Source organism: Uliginosibacterium sp. H1 (assembly GCF_036017065.1).
GTDB lineage: Bacteria > Pseudomonadota > Gammaproteobacteria > Burkholderiales > Rhodocyclaceae > Uliginosibacterium.
The window spans coordinates 161,019-183,251 of sequence record NZ_JAYXHR010000004.1 but is presented as its reverse complement, the minus strand read 5'-3'; the positions used below and the strand labels follow the sequence as shown (position 1 = coordinate 183,251).

Genomic DNA, 22,233 nt, shown 5'->3' with positions numbered 1-22,233 from the left:
CCGCCCGGTGGAATGCTCCGCGACGGCCACCCCGTCACCAGCCCCACCGCCCGCCTTATCGCCCGCCCGATCCCGCCGCAGCCCGGGCGCCGCCTTCATCTTCGCGTCTCCAGACGGTCACGGGTTTGTCACACGGGGCACTTATCTTCACGGGGCATGATCTCCCTGCTCCAGTCCTGATGCCTCACGTCCGCTCGATCTTCCTGTCGGACATCCACCTCGGTACCCGCGGCTGCCAGGCCGACAGTCTCCTGGGCTTCCTCCGCCACTACGAAGCCGACAACATGTTCCTGGTGGGCGACATCATCGACTTCTGGGCGATGAGCCGCAGCATCCACTGGACGCGGGCGCAGAACACCTTCGTGCAGAAGCTGCTGCGCCGGGCCCGCAAGGGCACGCGCGTGATGCTGATCCCCGGCAACCACGACGAGGCCCTGCGCGAGTACTGCGGCACCCACTTCGGCGACATCGAGCTGAAGTACGAACACCTGCACATCGCCGCCGACGGCAAGCGCTACATGCTGCTGCACGGCGACGAGTTCGACCAGGTGACGCGCTACCACCGCTGGGTGGCGGTACTGGGCGACATGGCCTACAACCTGCTGGTGCGCATCAACACCTGGCTGTCGTGGGTGCGGCGCACCCTGCGCATCCCCGGCTACTGGTCGCTGGCCGGCTATGCCAAGCGCAAGGTCAAGACCGCCGTCAGCTTCATCTTCGATTTCGAGGATTCGGTAGTCCATGCCATGCGCGACCGCGGCGTGGACGGCGTGATCTGCGGGCACATCCACTGGGCCACGATCAAGGACATCCAGGGCATCACCTACATCAACTGCGGCGACTGGGTGGACAGCTGCACCGCCATCGTGGAACACCTGGACGGCCACATGGAGTTGGTGGAATGGCGCCTGGTCGCGCCGGAATTCGAGAAGCTGCCACCGATGCCGGACCCGGACGCCCTGACGCCCGCGGAAATGGCCTGAACGCACGACCTCGCGGGCCGTCCCCGGTCCCTCCTGACCACTCCGCAGGAACGCTAAGCACTTTGCCGGATGCAGTACCGGTCCCGCGGGCGGACAATGGCCGCATTCCCGCCGCCGGAGTGCCGCATGCAACTCACCCGCCTCGAACACGATCTGCTCGGTGACCGCGAGGTTCCCATCGCCGCCTACTACGGCGTGCATACCCTGCGGGCGTTTGAGAACTTCGCCATCACCGGTATTCCCATCTCCACCTACCCCGGGCTGATCCGCGCCCTGGCGTGCATCAAGCAGGCGGCGGCGCTGGCCAACCACGAACTGGGCCTGCTCGACGCCACCCGCATGCGTGCCATCGTGGCCGCCTGCGAGGAAATCCGCGGCGGCGCCCTGCACGAGCACTTCGTGGTGGACGTCATCCAGGGCGGTGCCGGCACCTCCACCAACATGAATGCCAACGAGGTGATCGCCAACCGCGCGCTGGAACTGCTGGGCCATGCCCGGGGCGACTATGCGCAGCTCCACCCCAACGAACACGTCAACATGAGCCAGAGCACCAACGACGTGTATCCGACGGCGCTGAAGATCGCCACGTACTTCGGCATCCTCGGCCTGGTGGAGGCCATGGCGACCCTGCGCGGCGCCTTCGAGGACAAGGCCCACGAGTTCCGCGACGTGCTCAAGATGGGCCGCACGCAACTGCAGGACGCGGTGCCGATGACCCTGGGCCAGGAGTTCTCCACCTACGCCGTGATGCTCGGCGAGGACGAGCAGCGCCTGAAGGAAGCCGTGCAGCTCATCTGCGAGATCAACCTCGGGGCGACGGCCATCGGCACCGGCATCACCGCCCACCCGGCCTATGCCGAGCGGGTGTGCCTGCACCTGTCGCGGATCACCGGCGTGGCCTTGCAGACCGCGCCGAACCTCATCGAGGCCACCCAGGATTGCGGCGCCTTCGTGCAACTGTCCGGCGTGCTCAAGCGGGTGGCGGTCAAGCTGTCCAAGACCTGCAACGACCTGCGCCTGCTGTCGTCCGGGCCACGTGCCGGCCTCAACGAGATCAACCTGCCGCCCATGCAGGCCGGCTCCAGCATCATGCCGGGCAAGGTCAATCCGGTGATCCCGGAGGTGGTGAACCAGATCGCCTTCGAAGTCATCGGCAACGACGTGACGGTGAGCTTCGCCGCCGAAGCCGGCCAGCTTCAGCTCAACGCCTTCGAACCGATCATCGCCCACAGCCTGTTCAAGAGCGTGGCCCACCTGCGCAACGGCTGCACCACGCTCACCGAGCGCTGCGTGCGCGGCATCACCGCCAACCGCGAACGGCTGCGCGCGATGGTGGAACAGTCCATCGGCATCGTCACCGCGCTGAACCCCTACATCGGCTACGCCAACGCCACGGCCGTGGCCGCCGAGGCCCACGCCAGCGGCGCCAGCGTGTATGACGTGGTGCTGGCCCGCGGACTGCTCACACGGGAGGAGCTGGAACGCATCCTCAAGCCGGAAACCCTGACCAGCCCGCAGGCTTTCCAGCCACGCGCCTGAACCGCAACGCGCGGCGACGCCCGACGCACGGCGGGGGCAGGCCGAGACAAGGCCGGAACAGCGGGCGAACGCCGCTGCAATCATGCGGTCTCAGCCCCTGCCGGCCTCTGCTAGGCTGAGATGAGCCATCGACACCCAGTCCGTCGACACCAAGCCCGTCGCCACGAATCCGTCGACACCCAGTCCGAAGTCTCCGACAAGACGCCTCCATGAACGCCCCCACCCCCGCCGCTGCCTTGCCCTCCTCCCCCGCCACCATCGCCGACAGCACCCGCCGCGCCCGCGAGATCCTCGACACGCTCGGCCGCATCGTTCTGGGCAAGCCGCAGGCCCTGCGCCTGTCGCTCACCTGCCTGCTGGCGCGCGGCCACCTGCTGATCGAGGACCAGCCGGGCGTGGGCAAGACCACCCTGGCGCATGCGCTGGCGATCACCCTGGGGCTGAAGTTCCAGCGCATCCAGTTCACCAGCGACCTGCTGCCGGCCGACCTGCTGGGCGTGTCGATCTTCGACACCGCCCAGCACACCTTCCGCTTCCACCCCGGCCCGGTGTTCTCGCAAGTCGTGCTGGCCGACGAGATCAACCGCACCACGCCCAAGACCCAGAGCGCGCTGCTGGAAGCGATGGAAGAACAGCAGGTCACGGTGGACAGCAACACCTACGCGCTGCCCACGCCCTTCTTCGTGATCGCCACCCAGAACCCGATGGAGCAGCTGGGCACCTTCCCGCTGCCGGAATCGCAGCTCGACCGCTTCCTGATGCGCATCGGCATCGGCCTGCCGGACGCCCAGGCGGAGCGCGAATTGCTGGCCGGCCGCGACCGCCGCGGCATGCTGGCCGAAATGCAGCCCTGCACCGACCCGGACGGCCTGCTGGCAATGCAGGCCAGCGTCGCATCCATCCATGTCGGTGACGCCGCGCTGGACTACGTGCAGGCCATCCTCGGTGCCAGCCGCAGCCTGCCGGACTTCTCCCACGGCCTGTCGCCGCGCAGCGGCATCGGCCTGCTGGCCGCCGCGCGCGCCTGGGCATTGCTGGCCGGCCGCGACCACGTGCGGCCGGAGGACGTACAGGCCGTGCTGCCGCACGTTGCCGGCCACCGCCTGGTCGGCGCCCAGCCCGGCGACACGCCGAATGCCCTGGTGCGCCGCCTGATCGAGGCGGTGCCGCTGCCTTGACCGCGGCAAGCTCCCGCGCGGCCACTTTGCCGCGCAGCGGACCCGGCACCGAAGCTTCTACGCGTCCCTCCCTGCAACGCGCACTGCGCGAACGCATGCGCCGCTGGATGCGCCGTGGCAGCGGCCCGGAGGCACAGCCCATCCGCCTGCCACAGCGGCGCATCTACGTGCTGCCCACCGCCACCGGCTGGTCGCTGTTCATCACCCTGGCGGTGATGCTGATCGCATCGCTCAACTACAACCTGTCGCTGGGCTACATGCTCACCTTCCTGCTCGGCGGCGTCTTCGTCGTGCACATGGTGCAGAGCTGGCGGGCGCTGCTCGGACTGGAGATCGCCCTGCGGCCGCAGGGCGAAGTCTTTGCCGGCGGCACCGCGGCCTTCCTCGTCGAGCTGCGCGACGACAGCGGCCGCGAGCGCATCGGCATCACGGTCGGCCCGCTGGACGAGGATCACGCCACCGGTCACCACGTCAGCATCGACGTGGCCGCCCACGCGATGGGCAGCGAGCTGCTGCGCCTGCCCGCCCCGCGCCGCGGCTGGCACGCAGTCGGGCGCCTGCGCGTGGAATGCCGTGCGCCACTGGGCTGGGTGCGTGCCTGGAGCTACATCGAGCCGGACGCGCAGGCCATCGTCTATCCGCAGGCCATCGACAGCATGGCGCCGCCACCGGCGCCCGGCCCGATTGCCGACCAGGGCGTGTCGCAACGGCCCGGCCGCGAAGAGTTCGCCGGCCTGCGCAGCTACCAGCCCAGCGATTCGCCGCGACAGATCGCGTGGAAACAGCTCGCGCGCGGCGGGCCGATGATGAGCAAGCAGTTCGTCGGCGGCACCGGCGCGGACCTGGTCTTCGACTGGGCGAGCCTGCCGGCGCACATGAACCCGGAGATGCGCCTGTCGCAAATCACCGCCTGGGTTGTGGCCGCCCGCCACCGCGGCCTCGCCACCACGCTGCGCCTGCCCAACCGCGAACTCGGCCCCGGCCGCACGCCACGCCACCACGAGGCCTGCCTGCAGGCGCTGGCGCTGTTCGGCGACCCACGCCACTGAGCGCGGCACCACGATGAGAGAACCCGCCCTCAGCCGTCAGCAGACGCTCGCCCTCACCGGCACCGCCGTGCTGGTGCTGGCCCCGCACATGCTCTACCTGCCGCCAGTGGTGGCTGCGCTCAGCGCCTTGTTCCTGCTCTGGCGCGGCGTCAACGCCTGGCGCAAGGTCGCGCCGCCGGGTCGCATCGTGCTGCTCCCGATCGCCGTGGCCTCCATCGCGGTCGTGCTGTGGTCGGTCGGCAACGTCTTCGGCAAGATGCCCGGCCTCGCGCTGCTGGCGCTGTTCATGCCGCTGAAGCTGCTGGAAGCGCGCAACCGCCGCGATGGCCGGGCGGCCCTGCTGCTCGGCTGCTTCCTGCTGATGGGCCTGTTCCTGCACGAGCAGAACATGCTGACCGCGGTGCTCGCGCTGATCGGCACGGTGGCCGTGCTGGCCAGTTTCGCGATGCTGCAGCAGGCGCGTGCGCCCAGCCTCGCCGGCCTGCGCGAGATCGGCCTGCTGATGGCCCAGGCGGTGCCGCTGCTCGTCGTGCTGTTCGTTTTGTTCCCACGCATCGACGGCCCGCTGTGGGGCCTGCCGCTGGACCAGACCGCCGGCCGCAGCGGCCTGTCCGACACCATGGAGCCGGGCTCGATCAGCGAGCTGATCATGAACGGCGAGATCGCCTTCCGCGTCGAGTTCCAGGGCGCGGTGCCACCAGCCAGCCAGCGTTACTGGCGCGGGCCGGTGCTGACCCGTTTCGATGGCCGTCGCTGGCAGCCGCTGTTCACCGGTTTCGAAAGCACGCCCGCCTATACGCCGCGCGGCCCGGTGTACGACTACAGCATCACGCTGGAGCCCCACAACCAGCGCTGGCTGATGGCCCTGGATTACCCGGTGTCCGCCGAGGCCACCCATCTCTTCTCCTACGACTACACCCTGCTGTCGCGCGTGCCGGTGCGCAACCGCATGCGCTACACCTTGCGCTCGCAACCGCAGGCGCCGGTGGAGCAACGCCTGTCGCGCTACATCCTGCTGGCCGCCCGCCAGTTGCCCGAGGGCTACAACCCGCGCAGCCTGGCGATCGGTGCGCAATGGAAGGCCGAAAGCGAGGACCCGGACACGCGCCTGGGCAACGTCCTCGACTTCATGCGCCGGGCCGGCCTGCGCTACACCCTGACGCCGCCGGTGCTCGGCCAGCACAGCGCTGACGAATTCCTGTTCGACACCCGCGAGGGTTTCTGCGAGCACTTCTCCAGCGCCTTCGTGGTGCTGGCCCGTGCCGCCGGCCTGCCCGCCCGCGTGGTCACCGGCTACCAGGGCGGGGAGATTAATCCACTGGACCGCACCCTGGTGGTACGCCAGTCGGACGCCCACGCCTGGGCCGAGGTCTGGCTGGACGACGCACGTGGCTGGCAGCGCGTGGACCCCACCGCGGCGAGTTATCCCACGCGCATCGAGTCCGGGCTCGGCCAGGCGCTGGGCGACGATGCCCTGCCCTTCATGCTGCGTACCAACAACGACTGGGTGCTGGCGATGCGCCATCGCTGGGAGGCCATCAACAACGGCTGGAACCAGTGGGTGCTTGGCTACAATGCCCAGCGCCAGGCCGAGCTGATGCGCCGCCTCGGACTGGGCAGCGGCGGCTGGCATGCGATGGTGGGACTGATGGCGATGGCGGCCGGTGCCTGGATGCTGTGGATCGCCTTGCGCCTGTTGCCGCGCGCACCCCGGCGCGACGCCCTAGACAAACTGTGGCATCGTTTCTGCGCCCGCCTCGCAGCCAGAGGTCACCCGAGGCTGGCCTGGGAGCCTGCCAGCACCTATGCCGAACGCGTTGTCCGCAACAAACCGGAACTCGCCGCGCTGCGCGACATCGCAGAACAGTACGAACAACTCCGCTACGGCCGCAGCGCGCCCGACCAGTCATCGCTGGCGGCGCTGCGCGCCCTGATGCGCCAACTCGGAAAGACCTGAATTGCCTGCTGAATCGACCGGTTTCCCCTTCAAGCGCACGCGCGCCGCACTCGCCGCCGCGCTGGCGTGTTCCTTCCTGCAAGTGCCCGCACAGGCTGCCGGCTTTCCCGATGAAACGCTGCTGATCGCCTTCGCCCAGGATATGGCCGCCCGCCACGGCCTGGACGCCGCCGAGGTGCTCGCCACCCTGCAGAAAGCGCAGCACAACTCCCGCGTCATCGACCTGATCCGCCCGCCCAGCGACCCGGGCGTGCGCTCCTGGCAACGCTACCGCGCGCGCTTCATCGAACCGACCCGCATCCGCCACGGCGTGCAGTTCTGGAAGGACCATGCCGCCACGCTGGCGCGCGCCGAGGCCACCTACGGCGTGCCGCAATCCATCATCGTCAGCATCATCGGCGTGGAGACCATCTACGGTCGCAACACCGGCACCTTTCGCGCACTGGATGCGCTGGCGACGCTGAGTTTCGACTACCCGCCGCGAGCCGAGCTGTTCCGCGGTGAGCTGGAAGCCCTCTTCCTGCTGGCGCGCGAGCAAGGCGACCCGGTGGAAAGCTATCGCGGCTCCTTCGCCGGCGCGCTAGGCCTGCCGCAGTTCCTGCCCAGCAGCATCCGCAAGTACGCCACCGACTTCGACGGCGACAACCACATCGACCTGCTGAAAAGCCCTCAGGACGCCATCGGCAGCGTCGCGCGCTTCCTGCAGTTGCACGGCTGGCAACAAGGTGGCCCGGTGGCTGCGCGCGCCTACCTCAGTGGCGACGCCCAGCCCCAGCCCTTCGTCGCCGCCGGCATCACCCCGCAGTTCGACCGCACCACCCTGCTCGGCAAAGGCATCGCCACCACCAGCCAGCACGACGCCCCCGCCGCGCTGATCGACCTCGTGACCCCCAACCAGCCCACCGAGTACTGGCTGGGCTACCAGAATTTCTACGTCATCACCCGCTACAACCGCAGCAGCTTCTACGCGATGACGGTGTATGAATTTGCCGAGGCCTTGCAGCAACGCATGGGTGGGCAGCCGGTCGTTTCGCAATCCACCACCACGCCGCGCTGACGACGCGCTGACGGGACCCGGAAATAAAAACGCCGCGACCTCAGTCGCGGCGTTTTTCCTGCAGCAGCCCGCTTACTGACGGGTGCCGACGGCTTCCAGCTCCACGCGGCGGTCAGGTGCCAGGCACTCGACCAGCTTGCGGTTGCGGCCGTTCTCGGCGCCAAGCTTGGTGCAGTCGGTCGTCTTGGGCTCGCTCTCACCCTTGCCTTCGACATACACGCGGTTCGCGTCGATACCGCGGCTGACCAGGAAGTCCTTCACCGCGTTGGCGCGCTTCTCGGACAGCGTCTGGTTGTAGGTGTCGCTGCCGATGCGGTCGGCGTGACCACGGGCCAGCACCATTTCCAGCTGCACGCCTTTGACCTGGGCCACGAAGGCATCCAGCGCCTGGGTGCCGGCCGGCGTGATGACGGCCTTGTCGAATTCGAACAGCGCGTCGGCCGGGATGGTGACCTTCTGCGCGACCGGAACGGGAGCCGGTGCGGGCGCAGGAGCCGGGGCCGGTGCGGGCGCTGCCGGCGCAGCTACCGGGGCGGGCTTGGGCTCGCAGACTTCCTTCGGCATCAGGCTCTTTTCGCATTCACAGCCGACCGGGAAGGGGCTGCCGACCACCTTGGTGGTGCGGGCCGCGTCCAGCGACCAGGAGCCGGTGCGCCAGCACAGGCCGGCGCCGCTGCGCACCAGGACGTTGCGGGAGTCGATCAGGTAGGGCACGTTCTGGCCGGGCTCCACGACGACGTCCTTGGTCTGGGCGGCAAGGGGAGCGGCCAGCGTTGCGCCGAGCAGCAAGGTGCCGATGATCCGTTGCGTTCTCACGTTGTTCTGCTTCTTCATGTTGATGTCCTTTTTCTGTGTGTGTAACGGTACTGCGTCATCGGGCAACACTCCCTGTGCCGCCCTGAGAGGCACGGCGAAGCTCAGTCCGCGTCCTGTTCTTCTTCGTAGCCGATGCGATCCACACCGAACTGCGTGCTTTCGATATGGACTTCGTCCAGGTAGGCCTGGCGCTCGCGTTCGGCTGCGGCATCTTCCTGATACATCGGGGTGTCGATCTGAGGATTCTTCATTTCAATCTCCTTGTCCCAACGGGATGACGGGTTCGATTTCCGGCAGGCAGCACGCGCCGACCTGTTGGGATGGATTCTTGCAAGCGACACCGGGCGCACCCTGTCGGCGCAAGATGAAGTGCGTGTAGGACGAGACTGACCGCAGGTGCCGTAACTGATTGAAAAGGCACCGCTTGCGCAGCCCTTTTCGAGGGGTGAAGCAGGATGGGCAGGAATCGGCCGCGAGGACGCGGTGGGACGCAATGGACGCACGGTAAGGCCACGGCAGGCCTTGTGCCTGGCCGCGCCCGGCCAAAGCTGCAAGGCTCGGGTTAAGGCTTCGCCGGGCTGCGTACTTCGGCCAGCACCTCGCCGGCATGGCGGCCTGGCGCAGCGGTCAGCAGGCTGACGGCCACCAGCACGACGAAGCCGGCACACACACCGAACACGCCGCTGGAGATGGGCTGGATGCCCAGCCAGGCGTTGTCCATCGAGCCGCCGAAGAAGGAATGGGTGCGCACCGCGTAGGCCAGCGTGCCCAGCAGGCCGGCCAGCATGCCGGCCACCGCCCCCCACTTGTTGGCGCGTCGCCAGAAGATGCCGCACACCAGGGCCGGGAAAAAAGCCGCGCCGGCCAGCGAGAAGGCGAAGCCGACGGTGAACAGGATGCTGTCCGGCCGCAACGACGCGACCCATGCCGCGATGACCGCCACGACCATCAGCGTGCCCTTGGACACCAGCAGGCGGCGCGACGTGGTCGCCCGCGGATTGATGACGTGGTAGTACACGTCGTGCGACAGGGCGCTGGAGATCGTCAGCAAAAGCCCGTCCGCGGTGGACAGCGCGGCCGCCAGCCCGCCCGCCGCGACCAGCCCGGAGACGACATAGGGCAGGCCCGCGATTTCCGGCGTCGCCAGCACGATGACATCCGGGTTGAGGCTCAGCTCGGCGAGCTGCAGGATGCCGTCGAGATTGACGTCCTCCACCGCGATCAGCCCGACCTTGCCCCAGCTGAACAGCCAGGACGGCAGGCTGGAGATCGCCGATCCCACCACGTTGCTGTAGATCTCCCACTTGGCGAACACGGCGTAGGCCGGCGCGGTGATGTAGAGCAGGAAGATGAACAGCAGCGACCAGAACACGGAGCGTCGCGTGTCGGCGACGCCGGGGGTCGTGTAGTAGCGCATCAGCACATGCGGCAGGCCGGCGGTGCCGATCATCAGCACGAACACCAGGGCGATGAAGTTGTTGCGGGCGTGCTCGGAGGACTGCAGCGCGGTGCTCGGGAAAGCTTCCGCGTGGCGGTGCGGCGGCTCGGAGCGCAGCAGCGCCTCGCGATACTCCCTGTCCCATTGCACGCGGGCAGCCTCCGGGTCGGGCGGCAAGGCACGCAACTGGCGCTGGGCCTGGGCGACATCGCGTGCCGGTGCGTTGGCCTGCTGCAGGGCACTGATACGTGCGACCAGCGTGGCGCGCTCCTGAAGCAGGGATTCGGGCAGCGCGGCGATGCGTACCTGGTATTGCTCGGCACGGCGGATCAGCGCCTCGCGCACCTCGGCCTCGGCCGGGTCGGCCAGCAGCCGCGTTTCCACCGCGTCCAGCCGCTGCAGCACCTGCCCGTACATCACCTGCGGCACCGGCACGCCGGTGACTTTCCAGGACAGGATGACGACCGGCGTCAGGTAGGCGGCGATGATGACGATGTACTGCGCCACCTGCGTCCAGGTCACCGCGCGCATGCCGCCCAGGAAGGAGCACACCAGCACGCCGGCCAGGCCCACGAAGACGCCGATCTCGAACTCGATGTTGGCGAAGCGGCTGGTGATCAGCCCCACGCCGTAGATCTGCGCCACCACGTAGACGAAGCTCGCCACCACCACCGCGCACACGCCGATGAGGCGCGGCAGGCGGCCTTCGTAGCGCTCGCCGAGGAAGTCCGGGATGGTGAACTGGCCGAAGCGCCGCAGGTAGGGTGCCAGCAGCAGGCTGACCAGCACGAAGCCGCCGGTCCAGCCCATCACGAAGGCGAGGCCGTCGTAGCCGGCGAAGTACAGGGTGCCGGCCATGCCGAGGAAGGACGCGGCGCTCATCCAGTCCGCCGCCGTGGCCATGCCGTTGAAGATGGCGGGGATGCGCCGGCCGGCCACGTAGTACTCGGTGACGTCCGCCGTGCGTGAGAACACGCCGATGGCGGCGTACATGACGATGGAGGCCAGCATCACCGCGAAGCCGATCCAGTGCGCAGGCGCACCGGCGCCCTCGGCGAGCGCCAGCAGGCCGATGTAGAGCGCGAAGCAGATGGCGAAAAGAACGTAGCGGCGGCCGATCTGAGCGGGCGTCATGGGGTGGCGATGATGCAGGGTCCGTCTGGGCGGAGATTGCCGGAGTGTAGCCTGAGGCCTGCAACACGCACGGCTGGGACTTGCCCCAGTCGACGTGCGGAAGCCGCGTCAGCCGGAACCACCGGGTGCTTCACTCGGTACGTCACCCAGAACTTCACCCGGTGCGTCACTCGGTGCGCCATCCGCTGCGCAACCAGGCGGGCTCAAACTCAGGGCAGCTTGAACGGGCTGCGCCGCTCCAGTTCGTCCACGTATTCCGCCATGCCGCCGCTTTCGCGCTGCAGGTAGCGCGCCACGGCGTCCTGAAAGCGCGCGTCCGCCAGCCAGTGCAGGGAGTGGGTCACCACCGGCTCCAGGCCACGCGACAGTTTGTGCTCGCCCTGCGCGCCGCCCTCGAAACGCTGCAGCCCCTGGGCGATGGCGTACGCGATGGGCGCGTAGTAGCAGGCCTCGAAGTGCAGGCAGCTCACCTGCTCCAGCGCGCCCCAGTAGCGGCCGTACAGGACTTCGTCGTCACGCAGCAGCAGGCTGGCGCCGATGTCGTTACCATCGCGGCTGGCGACGAGCATCACGCAGTGCCGCGGCATCTCGCGCCCCAGGCGCAGGAAGAACTCCCGGTTCAGGTAGGGCGTGGAGTGATGCAGCGCATAGGTGTGGGCATAGCAACGCTCGAAGAACAGCCAGTCCACCTCGCGGATCGCAGGCCCTTCCAGCACCCGCAAGCTCACGCCGGCATCGGCCACGCGGCGACGCTCCTGGCGGATCTTCTTGCGCTTGTCGTGCGACATGGCGGACAGGAAATCGTCGAAGTCCCGCCAGCCACGGTTGTGCCAGTGGAACTGCACGCTCTCCCGCCGCATGAAGCCGGCGGCCTCGCCCCAACGGCATTCGTCCTCGTCGGCAAACAGGATGTGCAGCGAGGACAGGCCGCTCTGCGCGGCCGCGTCCTGCACGGCGGCAAGCAGGGTCCGGCGCGCTGCGTCGTCCCGCCCCAGCAGGCGGGGGCCGGGGATGGGACTGAACGGCACCGCCGCCAGCCACTTGGGGTAGTAGTCCAGCCCGTTGCGGTGATAGGCATCCGCCCAGGCCCAGTCGAAGACGAACTCACCGTAGGAGTGGTGCTTCAGGTACAGCGGCATCGCGGCGAGCAACCGCGGGGCGTGGTCGCCCTCCTCCTCCCCCTCCTCCCACAGCGCCGCATGAGCCGGCACCCAGCCGGCCTCGCGGCTGACACAGCCGGTCGCCTCCAGCAGCGACAGGAAAGCATGGCGCAGGAAGGGCTGCCCCGGCGCCAGGGCGTCCCAGTCGGCAGCGGGAATCTCGTCGATGGCGGCGTGGAGGCTGAAGCGGGCAGCGGAAGGGGCGGCAGGCATGGCGGTAGACCGTAGCACGCAGCGTCCCCGCGCCTGACGACGTCGGCGCAGCCGCCAGCGGCTGTTCCAGCCATTCCGGCCGGGCCTTCAGGCGCGGTACAATGCGCGGTTTTCGTTTTCCGCCCGAGAAAGTCCCCCGTGGCTGCAACCATTCTCCAGAAGATTCCCGCCGGCGAACGCGTCGGCATCGCCTTTTCCGGCGGCCTCGATACCAGTGCCGCCGTGCACTGGATGCGCGGCAAGGGTGCCATCCCCTGCGCCTACACCGCCAACCTCGGCCAGCCGGACGAGAGCGACTACGAGGAAATCCCGCGCAAGGCCCTCGCCTACGGTGCCGAGATCGCCCGCCTGATCGACTGCCGCCCGCAGCTCGTGGCCGAGGGCATCGCTGCCATCCAGTGCGGCGCCTTCCACATCAAGAGCGGCGGCGCGACCTACTTCAACACCACCCCGCTGGGCCGTGCCGTGACCGGCACCGCGCTGGTGGTGGCGATGAAGGAAGACGGCGTCAACATCTGGGGCGACGGTTCGACCTACAAGGGCAACGACATTGAGCGCTTCTACCGCTACGGCCTGCTCGCCAACCCGGCGTTGAAGATCTACAAGCCCTGGCTGGACCAGCAGTTCATCGACGAGCTGGGCGGCCGCAAGGAGATGAGCGAATACCTCATCGCCAACGGCTTCGACTACAAGATGAGCGTGGAGAAGGCCTACTCGACCGACTCCAACATGCTGGGCGCCACGCACGAAGCGAAGGACCTGGAGTTCCTGAACGCCGGCATCAACATCGTGAACCCGATCATGGGCGTCGCCTTCTGGAAGGATGACGTCGTGGTGAAGGCCGAGACCGTCACCGTGCGCTTCGAGGAAGGCGTGCCGGTCGCCATCAATGGTCGCAGCTTCGCCAGCGCGGTGGACCTCTTCGCCGAGGCCAACATCATCGGCGGCCGTCACGGCCTGGGCATGTGCGACCAGATCGAGAACCGCATCATCGAAGCCAAGAGCCGCGGCATCTACGAAGCCCCGGGCATGGCCCTGCTGCACATCGCCTACGAGCGCCTGGTCACCGGCATCCACAACGAGGACACCATCGAGCAGTACCGCATGAACGGCATGAAGCTGGGCCGCCTGCTGTACCAGGGCCGCTGGTTCGACCCGCAATGCCTGATGCTGCGCGAGACCGCCCAGCGCTGGGTGGCGCGCGCCATCACCGGCGAAGTGACGCTGGAGCTGCGCCGCGGCAACGACTACTCGATCCTCAACACCGAGAGCCCGAACCTCACCTACGCGCCCGAGCGCCTGTCGATGGAAAAGGTGGAAGACGCCGCCTTCACCCCGGCCGACCGCATCGGCCAGCTGACGATGCGCAACCTGGACATCAGCGACACGCGCCAGAAGCTGGGCATCTACGCCGGTACCGGCCTGCTCGGCAGCGATTCGGGGGGCAGCATTCCCCTGCTGACCGGCGACGGCAAGTAAGCCTTCGGCACATCCGCACGAACAAAAAGCCCGCTTGATGGCGGGCTTTTTTTGTTTATGCGGATGTTGTGACGGCCTGCTATGACGGTCCACTGACCTCGCGTCGCGCCATGGGAATCTCCGCGTAGCCATATGGCCATTCGGTCAGTGAGCGGCCGCAACGGGGAGAAGTCACAAGGGCCTACCTATACTGGGGCTCCCCCGATCGCCCGAGGTCCTGTCCATGTTCCGTCGTGCCCTGTTGTGCCTTCTGCTCGCCCCCCTCCTTGCGAGCACCGCCCACGCTGACGTCCTCGCCCGCGTGAAAAAGAGCAAGAGCATCGCCATCGCATACCGCACGGACGCCGTGCCCTTCTCTTTCCTCGACGAGGGCAAGCAGCCCACGGGCTACAGCATCGACCTGTGTCGCAGCGTCGTCGGCCAGATCAGCGAACAGCTGCGCATCGATCGCATCGACATCAAGTGGGTGCCGGTGACGGTGCAGAACCGTTTCGATGTCATCGCCAAGGGCCAGGCCGACATCGAGTGCGGCGCGAGCTCGGTCACGCTGTCACGCATGAAGCAAGTCAGCTTCTCGAGCTTCACCTTTGCCGATGGCATCGAGGTGCTGGTCAAGAGCAGTTCGGGGGCGAAGCGGCTCACCGATCTGGGTGGCAAGAAGATCGGCGTGCTGGGTGGCACCACCAATGAGTCCATCCTGCGCGCGTCGCTCCGCGGTGGCGCGATCAATGCCGACACGGTGGTCGTGGCCTCGCGTGAAGAAGGCTTCGCCCGCTTCGAGAAAGGCGAACTCGATGCGTTCGTGGGCGACCAGCTTCTGCTGCTCGGCTTGCTGGCCAAGTCCCAGGATCCACGCGCGATCGCCATGCTGGACGAACCGCTCGCGATCGAACCCTATGCACTGGTCCTGCCGCGCAACGACGACGATTTCCGCCTGTCGGTGAACACCGCGCTGGCCCACATCTATCGCGATGGCACCATCTCCGGGATATTCGGCCGCTGGTTCGGCAAGCTTGGACAACCCAGTCCGATCGTGCGGATGAGCTATACGTTCGGAGCGCTCCCGGAATAAACGGGCGCCTGGTACTCCCACGATGTCAGGGTCCGCTCACGGGCCCTGGCAACCGGTACCGACTGCTGTGCCCGGCGCTGACAACACCGTGGCCTGCTCCGTACCCGGCCAGCCTCGGTGACTGCGCCTTGTCGATCATCGAACGGCGCAGGCAGGGCCTCGCCGTTCCCGCTCAACGATTCGAATCCCGTTCGTCCCGGTAGGGATTCGTGTACGTACGGCGCGGCTGCTCCGTTTCACGGGGGATGACAGCAATGCGCGGACGCTGCTCGCGCTCGATGGCCCTCAGCTGTGCCTTGTCCCGGGCCAGCCTGCGTTCGGCGTCGTAGCGTTCCTGCTGCCGCTTCAGTTCGGCTTCACGCGAGGCATCGCGGGTGTCGCGCTGGGTGGCGTAGCTGTCTTGCCGGGCATCGCGCTCACGCTGCGATTCGAGGCGACGCATGTCGGCATCCGCGCGGGCGAAAGCCCGCTCCGCTTCGTAGCGCTGTTGCTCGGCAAGTCGTTCCGCCTCGGCACGCGCCTGCTCTTCGCGCCGCATGGCGTCCCGCTCGGCAGCTTCTTCCTCGCGCTGCCGCGCGGCAGCTACCCGCTGCGCCTCTAGTTCAGCCCCCAGGCGTTCCTGTTCGCGCTGATGCGCCTCGTTCTGGACCGTCTTGAAATAGAAAATGGCCAGACCGATCACGCCCAGCACGAGGAGCCAACGCCCCGGCGCGAAGCCCATCGCTGACACCTCACCACGCGCAGGCGGAGACGCCTCGGCACGCTCCAGCCGCGTGTCGTACTGCGCTCTCAGCGTGGGATGGGCAAGTGTCGAGTAGGCATCCTGGATCTGCTGGAAATACGTGTCCGGGTCCATCCTGGGATGGCTGAGCGTGCCCGCTCGCTTGCGTTCGCCGAGCCGCTCGTAGGCAGCCTGGATCATTTCGGGAGTTGCGTGCCGGCTGATTCCGAGCAGGTCGTAGAGCGTGGTTCGGGCCATGGGAGGGTTCAGGTCTCTTCGGGTCTCTGGTACTGCGTACGCGCCGCAGCTTACCCGATCGGCATTCGACCACCGATGATGGATTGCTCAGGTTTTGGGCGGTTGGACGCTCGATGCCCGATAGTCCATCCCGGTGCGCCTCAGACGGAAACCCGTGTCGATGGAAACCGCGGCCGCAGTCGGACAGACAAGGAGCGACAGCATGACTCCCGGCTTCGGGGCAGGCCCATTCGATTTCATTGCAGGAACAGAAACGGCATGCCGCGCATGACGCGCAGCCTGTTTGCGGCTCATCCGCCAGGGAGTGGCGGGAGATGAAAAACGGCGCCGCAAAAAAAACGAGAGGAGGGAGCTTGCGCACCCTCCTCCACTAATCGGACTGGCTCAAGGCCAGTCCCTCCCCCATAGCCTTCTCGCACGAGATGCGATCAAGCACGGACGAAGCATCTCGCGTTGCCACTATCGTGGACAATATGGGCATACCCTGATGGTCCTGCGTAGCGCGTGGTGAGTGTGGATTCCATCACGGAAGAAGCGGGTCGTCAGGCGCTTTGCTTGAGCTGTTCAAGGATCGCCGGATTCTCAAGCGTCGAGACATCCTGCGTGATTTCCTCGCCTTTTGCCAAGGCGCGCAACAGGCGACGCATGATCTTGCCGGAGCGCGTCTTGGGCAGGTTGTCGCCGAAGCGGATGTCCTTGGGCTTGGCGATCGCACCGATCTCCTTCGCTACCCAGTCCTGCAACTGCTTGACGATCTTCTTCGCCTCGTCGCCGGTGGGACGCGCACGCTTGAGCACCACGAAGGCGACGATGGCCTCGCCGGTGAGGTCGTCCGGCCGACCGACCACGGCGGCCTCGGCCACCAGCTCGGTGCAGGACACCAGCGCGGATTCGATCTCCATGGTGCCCATGCGGTGGCCGGACACGTTCAGCACGTCGTCGATGCGGCCCATGATGGTGAAGTAGCCGGTCTTCGCATCGCGCACGGCACCGTCACCTGCAAGGTACAGGCTGCCGCCGAGATCGGTCGGGAAGTAGCTCTTGCGGAAGCGCTCCGGATCGCCCCAGATGGTGCGGATCATCGACGGCCAGGGTCGCTTGATGACCAGGAAGCCGCCCTTTCCCCACTCAACATCGTTGCCGGTCTCATCCACGACGGCCGCCTGGATGCCCGGGAAGGGCAGCGTGCAGGAACCCGGCACCAGCGGCGTGACGCCAGGCAGCGGCGTGATGACATGGCCACCGGTTTCTGTTTGCCAGAAGGTGTCCATGATCGGGCAACGGCCACCGCCCACCTGCTCGTGGTACCACATCCAGGCTTCGGGGTTGATCGGCTCTCCCACCGAGCCGAGCAGACGGAGGCTGGACAGGTCGTAGTTCTTCGGGGCTGCAGCCGGATTGATTTCAGAGGCCTTGATCAGCGAACGGATCGCCGTCGGGGCGGTGTAGAAGATGCTGACCTTGTGATCCTGGATGGTCTTCCAGAAGCGGCCTGCGTCCGGGTAGGTCGGCACGCCTTCGAAGACGATCTCGGTGGCGCCGCAGGCGAGCGGCCCGTAGGTGATGTAGCTGTGCCCCGTCACCCAGCCGATGTCCGCGGTGCACCAGAAGATGTCGTCGGGCTTGATGTCGAAGGTCCACTTGGTGGTCAGCATCGCGTGCAGCAGGTAGCCGCCGCTGGAGTGCTGCACGCCCTTGGGCTTACCGGTGGAGCCAGAGGTGTACAGCAGGAACAAGGGGTGTTCCGCCTCCACCCATTCCGGCTCGCAGGTATCGGCCTGGCCGGACACCAACTCATGCAGCCACACGTCACGACCGGCCTGCATGGTGCTCGGGTTGCCGGTGCGCTGGTACACCACCACGCTGTGGATGGCATCGCAGCCGCCCATGGCCAGCGCCTCGTCCACCACCGCCTTCAACGGAATGTTCTTGCCGCCGCGACATTGCTCGTCCGCGGTCAACACGGCCACGGCGCCGGCATCGACGATGCGCTCCTGCACGCTCTTGGCGGAGAAGCCACCGAACACCACCGAGTGGATGGCGCCGATGCGCGCGCAGGCCTGCATGGCCGCCACGCCTTCGACCGACATCGGCATGTAGATGATGACGCGGTCGCCCTTCTTGATGCCGCGCGATCTCAGGCCGTTGGCGAACCTGCACACCAGCGTGTGCAACTGGCGGTAGGTCGTGCGGGTGACCTTGCCGTCATCCGCCTCGAAGATCAATGCCACCTTGTCGCCCAGGCCCGCATCGATGTTGCGGTCCAGGCAGTTGTAGCTGACGTTCAGCGTGCCATCCTCGAACCACTTGTAGAACGGCGCCTCGGCTTCGTTCAGCACCTTGGTGAACGGCGTCTTCCAGCTCAGGTTCTCGCGGGCCAGCCGCGCCCAGTAGCCGGCGTAGTCCTGCTCGGCTTCCCGGCACAGCGCCTCGTAGGCAGGCATGCCGGAAACGGTGGCCTTGGCGACGACCGCAGCGGGCGGCGGAAAGACACGGGTTTCCTGCAGGACGGAATCAATCGTGGACATGCTGTTCTCCTCCTCGGGCCTGACCAGCGCTGGCGGCCTCTCTATTTCAAGTACGGCGTATTCAATGTGCGGGAGCTTACAACGCACTTACGCACACGGGATGAAGACCCCTACGCCAGCGCACGTCCGCGGTCTTCCTCAACCGGTAGAAATCCCTAGCCTCGCGGACGGGTGGCGCTGGTAGCATGGCCGTGTTCCGTCGCGGTTCACGCCATGCCGATCCAGCAGGACATCGTCGCCGAGATTCCCCGTCTGCGCCGCTTCGCACGCGCGCTGACCGGTGACGCCTACCGCGCCGACGACCTGGTGCAGGATACGCTGGAGCGCGCACTCAACAAGTGGATGCTGTGGCGCCCCGGCAACCTGCGCGCATGGTTGCTGACCATCATGCATCACGTCTTCATCAGCCAGACGCGCAGCCACAAGGCTGTCGAGTACTACCCCGAGGAGATGCTGCCCGAACTGCCGGCCCGCGCCGCGCAGGACGAAGGCCTGGCACTGCGTGACCTGGACCGCGCCCTGGCGCGCCTGTCGCTGGATCAACGCCAGGTCCTGCTGCTCGTCACGCTGGAAGAACTGAGCTACGAAGAAACCGCCCGCGTGCTGAACATTCCCGTCGGCACGGTGATGTCGCGCCTGTACCGTGCGCGCGAGCGCTTGCGGGCGCTGCTCGCCAGCCAGGATGGCAATGCGCACCTGAGGGTCGTGAAATGAGTGGCAAGCCGAACGCCACTCCTTCGGTCGGCGAGCGCGAGGCGCTGCTGTCCCGCTATGTCGACGACCGCCTGGACGTCGAGGAAAGAGCGAGCTTCGAGCGCTGGCTGCACGACAATCCGGAGGACCTGGAGCGGGTGCGCAACTGGCAGCACCACGACCGCCTACTGCGCCAGCGCTACGATGCGCTGGCCCACACGGCGGTGCCCGAACGCCTGCTCAAGGCCGCCAAGCGGGCCTCGCGGCGCTCGCCGGTGCGCTACGCCGTCGCGGCAGCCTGGCTGCTGGTCGGCGGCGTACTGGGCTACCTGTGCGCCCTGATGGTCGAGCACAACGCTCCCGACCTGCCGGAAATCACCTTCTGGCGCGAAGCCGCCTATGCACATGCGGTCTACGTACCGGAGGTGCGCCATCCGGTGGAGGTCGGCGCCGACCAGGAGGCGCATCTCGTCGCCTGGTTGTCGAAACGCCTCGGCACCAAGCTGCGCGCGCCACATCTCGCCGGCTTCGGCTACACCATGGTCGGGGGCCGCCTGCTGCCGGGCAGCGATGGCAGCCCCGTCGCCCAGTTCATGTACCAGGACGGGGCAGGCCATCGCCTCACCCTGTACGTACGTCGTGACATGGCCGGCACGCGCGAGACCGCCTTCCGCTTCGCACAGGAGGGCAAGATCAGCGTCTTCTACTGGCTGGACGGCCCCTTGAGTTTTGCGCTGTCCGGCGAACTCGACCGCGCCCTGTTGCTGGACATTGCACAGAAGACCTACCAGCAGCTCAACCCGTGAGCATCCGTCGCGGGCCGGCGGTGGCTGGCAGCTGACCGCCTGCAGTGCGACAATGCCGGCCACGCAACGACGCGGCCCGCCGCCCTGCCATGATCCGGTTCCGCCCCTCCCGGCCTGTCCTGTCCCTCCTGCTGCTTGCGCTGGCGCTGAGCTTCGGCCACGCCGGCCCGGCGAGCGCCGCGACGAAGGACGGCAAGACGAGCCCCCAGAAGAAGGCATCGAGCAACAAGGCGCAGGCCAAAAAGCCTGCTGCACGCAAGAGCAGCGCGGCCAAACCAGCCAAAGCGGCCAAGGCCGCGAAACCGGCAAGCCAGTGCCGCACCGTCAAGGTGAAGACCGCGCAGGGCACCCGCAATCGCAAGGTGTGCGGTTCGGCGCCGGCCGCAGCCGCGGCTGCGGCCGCGGCGCCACTGGCCAGCCCGATCACCGCCAATGCACTGGACAAGGGCCCCGACAGCCAGCCTGAATCCCGGGCGCGCAGCGCACCGGACCGCGCCTACGCAGTGGACGGAACATCTTTCTTCCATCAAGGTCGCAAGTTCCGCGTGCAAGGCCTGGAAAACCTGCCGGGGGACGTCGCGACACAGCGCCTGCAGATGGCACTCGACAGTGGCGCGATGACGCTTGAACCGGTGTCGGTGGACGACGCCGGCGTAACGACAGCGGTCGTCCGCGTTGGCGGGCAGAATCTCGCCGACAAGCTGCGCCCGCATTAGAACCAGACCCACACCCACAACACGGAGAAAACTCATGGAATGGCTGTCGGACCCCAACGCCTGGGTCGCGCTTCTGACGCTCACCGCGCTGGAAATCGTGCTGGGCATCGACAACATCATCTTCATCTCCATCCTGGTCGGCCGGCTGCCGGAGGCACAACGCAATTCGGCCCGTCGCCTGGGCCTGATGCTGGCCATGGGCTCGCGCATCGCGCTGCTGGCAACGCTGTCCTGGATCATGCAGCTCACCGCCCCGCTGTTCAGCGCCTTCGGCCAGGAGATCTCCGGCCGCGACATCATCCTGATCGGCGGCGGCCTGTTCCTGTTGTGGAAGAGCGTCCACGAGATCCACCACTCGCTGGAGATGCCGGGACCGGACGACCACAAGACCACCAAGGTCGCCAGCTACGCCAGTGTCCTGGCGCAGATCGCGGTGATCGACATCGTGTTCTCGCTGGATTCGGTCATCACCGCAGTCGGCCTGGCCGATCAGCTGAGCGTGATGGTGATTGCCATCGTCGTGTCGGTGGGCGTGATGATGGTGGCCGCGCGGCCGATCGGCGAATTCGTCGACGCCAATCCAACCATCAAGATGCTGGCCCTGTCCTTCCTGGTGCTGGTCGGCGTCACGCTGGTTGCCGAAGGCTTCGACACGCACGTGCCCAAGGGTTACATCTACTTCGCGATGGCGTTCTCGATCGTCGTGGAACTGATCAACATCCGCCTGCGCAAGCGTCACGAGGCAATCCGGCTCAACAAGGACGCGCCATGAAAAAGATACCGCTACTACTGGCGGCGGCGGGCGCAGGCCTCTTTGGGCAAGCGGTGCGTGCCGACGGTCTCACTCTTTACGCCTACGGTAGTTACCGTAGCGCCTCCAGCGTTGAAACCGCGAGCAGCGGCAGCAGCAGCATCACTGGCATCAAGCCGGCGCCCGGACTCGACCTGCTTCTCTCGATCCCGGAAGGTCAGGACACTCGCCTGGAGTTCATGTTGTCGGGGAGCGAGCACGAATTCGAACCCAGTGGACAGGGCAAGCTGCGCGCGCGTCATCTCCAGTTCGGTGGCGTCAAGTACGTCGAGTACGACCAGAGCAAAGGCAGCATGTATGTGGGCCTGATGGTCGGCGGCAGCCAAGTGGAAACGCCAGGGACGCGCGACTTCCAGCCCTCCGCGAGTCTGTACGGCGGTTACGAATGGCGTCCCACAGCAAACCTTGGCCTGCGGCTTGAAGCCCGCTTGCTGGGGGTGTTTTTCGACACGGACAGCTATATCGTCTGCGATGGTGGCTGTCGCGCCCGCATACGGAGCGGTGTCTGGTCGCAAGGCAGCCTGGGGCTGGGGGTGGGCTGGCGGTTCTGATTCCGCAGGCAGCAGGCTTACGATCCACCAACGGCGCATGAGCGCCGTTGTCATTTCCGGCGCGTCATGTGTGC

The 22,233-nt window shown here is 67.0% G+C and carries 19 protein-coding genes; 13 read left to right on the top strand and 6 right to left on the bottom strand.

What is annotated here, in order from left to right; all coding sequences use genetic code 11:
• Positions 1–179: 179 nt before the first annotated feature.
• The 6 genes from VVD47_RS19955 to mltB all read left to right on the top strand — a co-directional run bounded on the left by VVD47_RS19955 (position 180) and on the right by mltB (position 7,763).
• Complete coding sequence (locus tag VVD47_RS19955) at positions 180–983, top strand: UDP-2,3-diacylglucosamine diphosphatase (RefSeq protein WP_327605283.1); 804 nt, start codon at positions 180–182, stop codon at positions 981–983.
• 126 nt (positions 984–1,109) lie between these two features.
• A complete protein-coding gene (gene aspA / locus VVD47_RS19950; protein ID WP_327605282.1) occupies positions 1,110–2,522 on the top strand; it encodes an aspartate ammonia-lyase in 1,413 nt (470 codons plus the stop codon).
• 209 nt (positions 2,523–2,731) lie between these two features.
• A complete protein-coding gene (locus VVD47_RS19945; protein ID WP_327605281.1) occupies positions 2,732–3,700 on the top strand; it encodes an AAA family ATPase in 969 nt (322 codons plus the stop codon).
• 95 nt (positions 3,701–3,795) lie between these two features.
• Positions 3,796–4,749, top strand: a complete 954-nt coding sequence (locus VVD47_RS19940; protein ID WP_327605280.1) for a DUF58 domain-containing protein — start codon at positions 3,796–3,798, stop codon at positions 4,747–4,749.
• 13 nt (positions 4,750–4,762) lie between these two features.
• Positions 4,763–6,706, top strand: a complete 1,944-nt coding sequence (locus VVD47_RS19935) for a transglutaminase TgpA family protein (protein WP_327605279.1) — start codon at positions 4,763–4,765, stop codon at positions 6,704–6,706.
• Between the two features lies 1 nt (position 6,707).
• On the top strand, positions 6,708–7,763 hold the full coding sequence (mltB, locus tag VVD47_RS19930; RefSeq protein WP_327605278.1) for a lytic murein transglycosylase B: 1,056 nt from the start codon (positions 6,708–6,710) through the stop codon (positions 7,761–7,763).
• A 72-nt stretch (positions 7,764–7,835) separates the two neighbouring features.
• Here mltB and VVD47_RS19925 read toward each other — a convergent pair whose 3' ends face one another.
• The 4 genes from VVD47_RS19925 to VVD47_RS19910 all read right to left on the bottom strand — a co-directional run bounded on the left by VVD47_RS19925 (position 7,836) and on the right by VVD47_RS19910 (position 12,524).
• Positions 7,836–8,597 (bottom strand): OmpA family protein, encoded by a 762-nt coding sequence (locus VVD47_RS19925; protein WP_327605277.1) that lies wholly within the window; start codon positions 8,595–8,597, stop codon positions 7,836–7,838.
• Between the two features lie 83 nt (positions 8,598–8,680).
• Positions 8,681–8,830 (bottom strand): hypothetical protein, encoded by a 150-nt coding sequence (locus tag VVD47_RS19920; RefSeq protein ID WP_327605276.1) that lies wholly within the window; start codon positions 8,828–8,830, stop codon positions 8,681–8,683.
• A 311-nt stretch (positions 8,831–9,141) separates the two neighbouring features.
• Entirely contained in the window at positions 9,142–11,151 is a 2,010-nt protein-coding gene (locus VVD47_RS19915; RefSeq protein WP_327605275.1) for a VC_2705 family sodium/solute symporter, read from the bottom strand.
• A gap of 209 nt (positions 11,152–11,360) precedes the next feature.
• Entirely contained in the window at positions 11,361–12,524 is a 1,164-nt protein-coding gene (locus VVD47_RS19910; protein ID WP_327605274.1) for a GNAT family N-acetyltransferase, read from the bottom strand.
• Positions 12,525–12,662: 138 nt separating this feature from the next.
• Between VVD47_RS19910 and argG the strand changes: the two genes are divergently transcribed.
• Both argG and VVD47_RS19900 read left to right on the top strand, forming a co-directional pair.
• Positions 12,663–14,003 carry an argininosuccinate synthase gene (gene argG / locus VVD47_RS19905; RefSeq protein ID WP_327605273.1) on the top strand — a complete coding sequence of 447 codons (1,341 nt, stop codon included), beginning with the start codon at positions 12,663–12,665 and terminating at the stop codon, positions 14,001–14,003.
• Positions 14,004–14,226: 223 nt separating this feature from the next.
• Positions 14,227–15,075 carry an amino acid ABC transporter substrate-binding protein gene (locus VVD47_RS19900; protein ID WP_327605272.1) on the top strand — a complete coding sequence of 283 codons (849 nt, stop codon included), beginning with the start codon at positions 14,227–14,229 and terminating at the stop codon, positions 15,073–15,075.
• A gap of 172 nt (positions 15,076–15,247) precedes the next feature.
• Here VVD47_RS19900 and VVD47_RS19895 read toward each other — a convergent pair whose 3' ends face one another.
• Positions 15,248–16,054 carry a DnaJ domain-containing protein gene (locus tag VVD47_RS19895; protein WP_327605271.1) on the bottom strand — a complete coding sequence of 269 codons (807 nt, stop codon included), beginning with the start codon at positions 16,052–16,054 and terminating at the stop codon, positions 15,248–15,250.
• Between the two features lie 542 nt (positions 16,055–16,596).
• Positions 16,597–18,582 (bottom strand): acetate--CoA ligase, encoded by a 1,986-nt coding sequence (gene acs, locus VVD47_RS19890; protein WP_327605270.1) that lies wholly within the window; start codon positions 18,580–18,582, stop codon positions 16,597–16,599.
• Between the two features lie 213 nt (positions 18,583–18,795).
• Here acs and VVD47_RS19885 point away from each other — a divergent pair, with 213 nt between their 5' ends.
• The 5 genes from VVD47_RS19885 (at position 18,796) to VVD47_RS19865 (ending at position 22,159) form a co-directional block, all read left to right on the top strand.
• Entirely contained in the window at positions 18,796–19,296 is a 501-nt protein-coding gene (locus VVD47_RS19885; protein WP_327605269.1) for a sigma-70 family RNA polymerase sigma factor, read from the top strand.
• Positions 19,293–20,081 carry an anti-sigma factor family protein gene (locus VVD47_RS19880; protein WP_327605268.1) on the top strand — a complete coding sequence of 263 codons (789 nt, stop codon included), beginning with the start codon at positions 19,293–19,295 and terminating at the stop codon, positions 20,079–20,081. The genes VVD47_RS19885 and VVD47_RS19880 overlap by 4 nt, the downstream gene beginning before the upstream one ends.
• 89 nt (positions 20,082–20,170) lie before the next feature.
• A complete protein-coding gene (locus VVD47_RS19875) occupies positions 20,171–20,797 on the top strand; it encodes a hypothetical protein (protein WP_327605267.1) in 627 nt (208 codons plus the stop codon).
• 34 nt (positions 20,798–20,831) lie between these two features.
• Positions 20,832–21,569 (top strand): TerC family protein, encoded by a 738-nt coding sequence (locus VVD47_RS19870; protein WP_327605266.1) that lies wholly within the window; start codon positions 20,832–20,834, stop codon positions 21,567–21,569.
• Positions 21,566–22,159: a hypothetical protein gene (locus VVD47_RS19865; RefSeq protein ID WP_327605265.1), complete on the top strand. Its 594-nt coding sequence runs from the start codon at positions 21,566–21,568 to the stop codon at positions 22,157–22,159. Before VVD47_RS19870 ends, VVD47_RS19865 begins: the two co-directional genes overlap by 4 nt.
• Positions 22,160–22,233 lie beyond the last annotated feature (74 nt).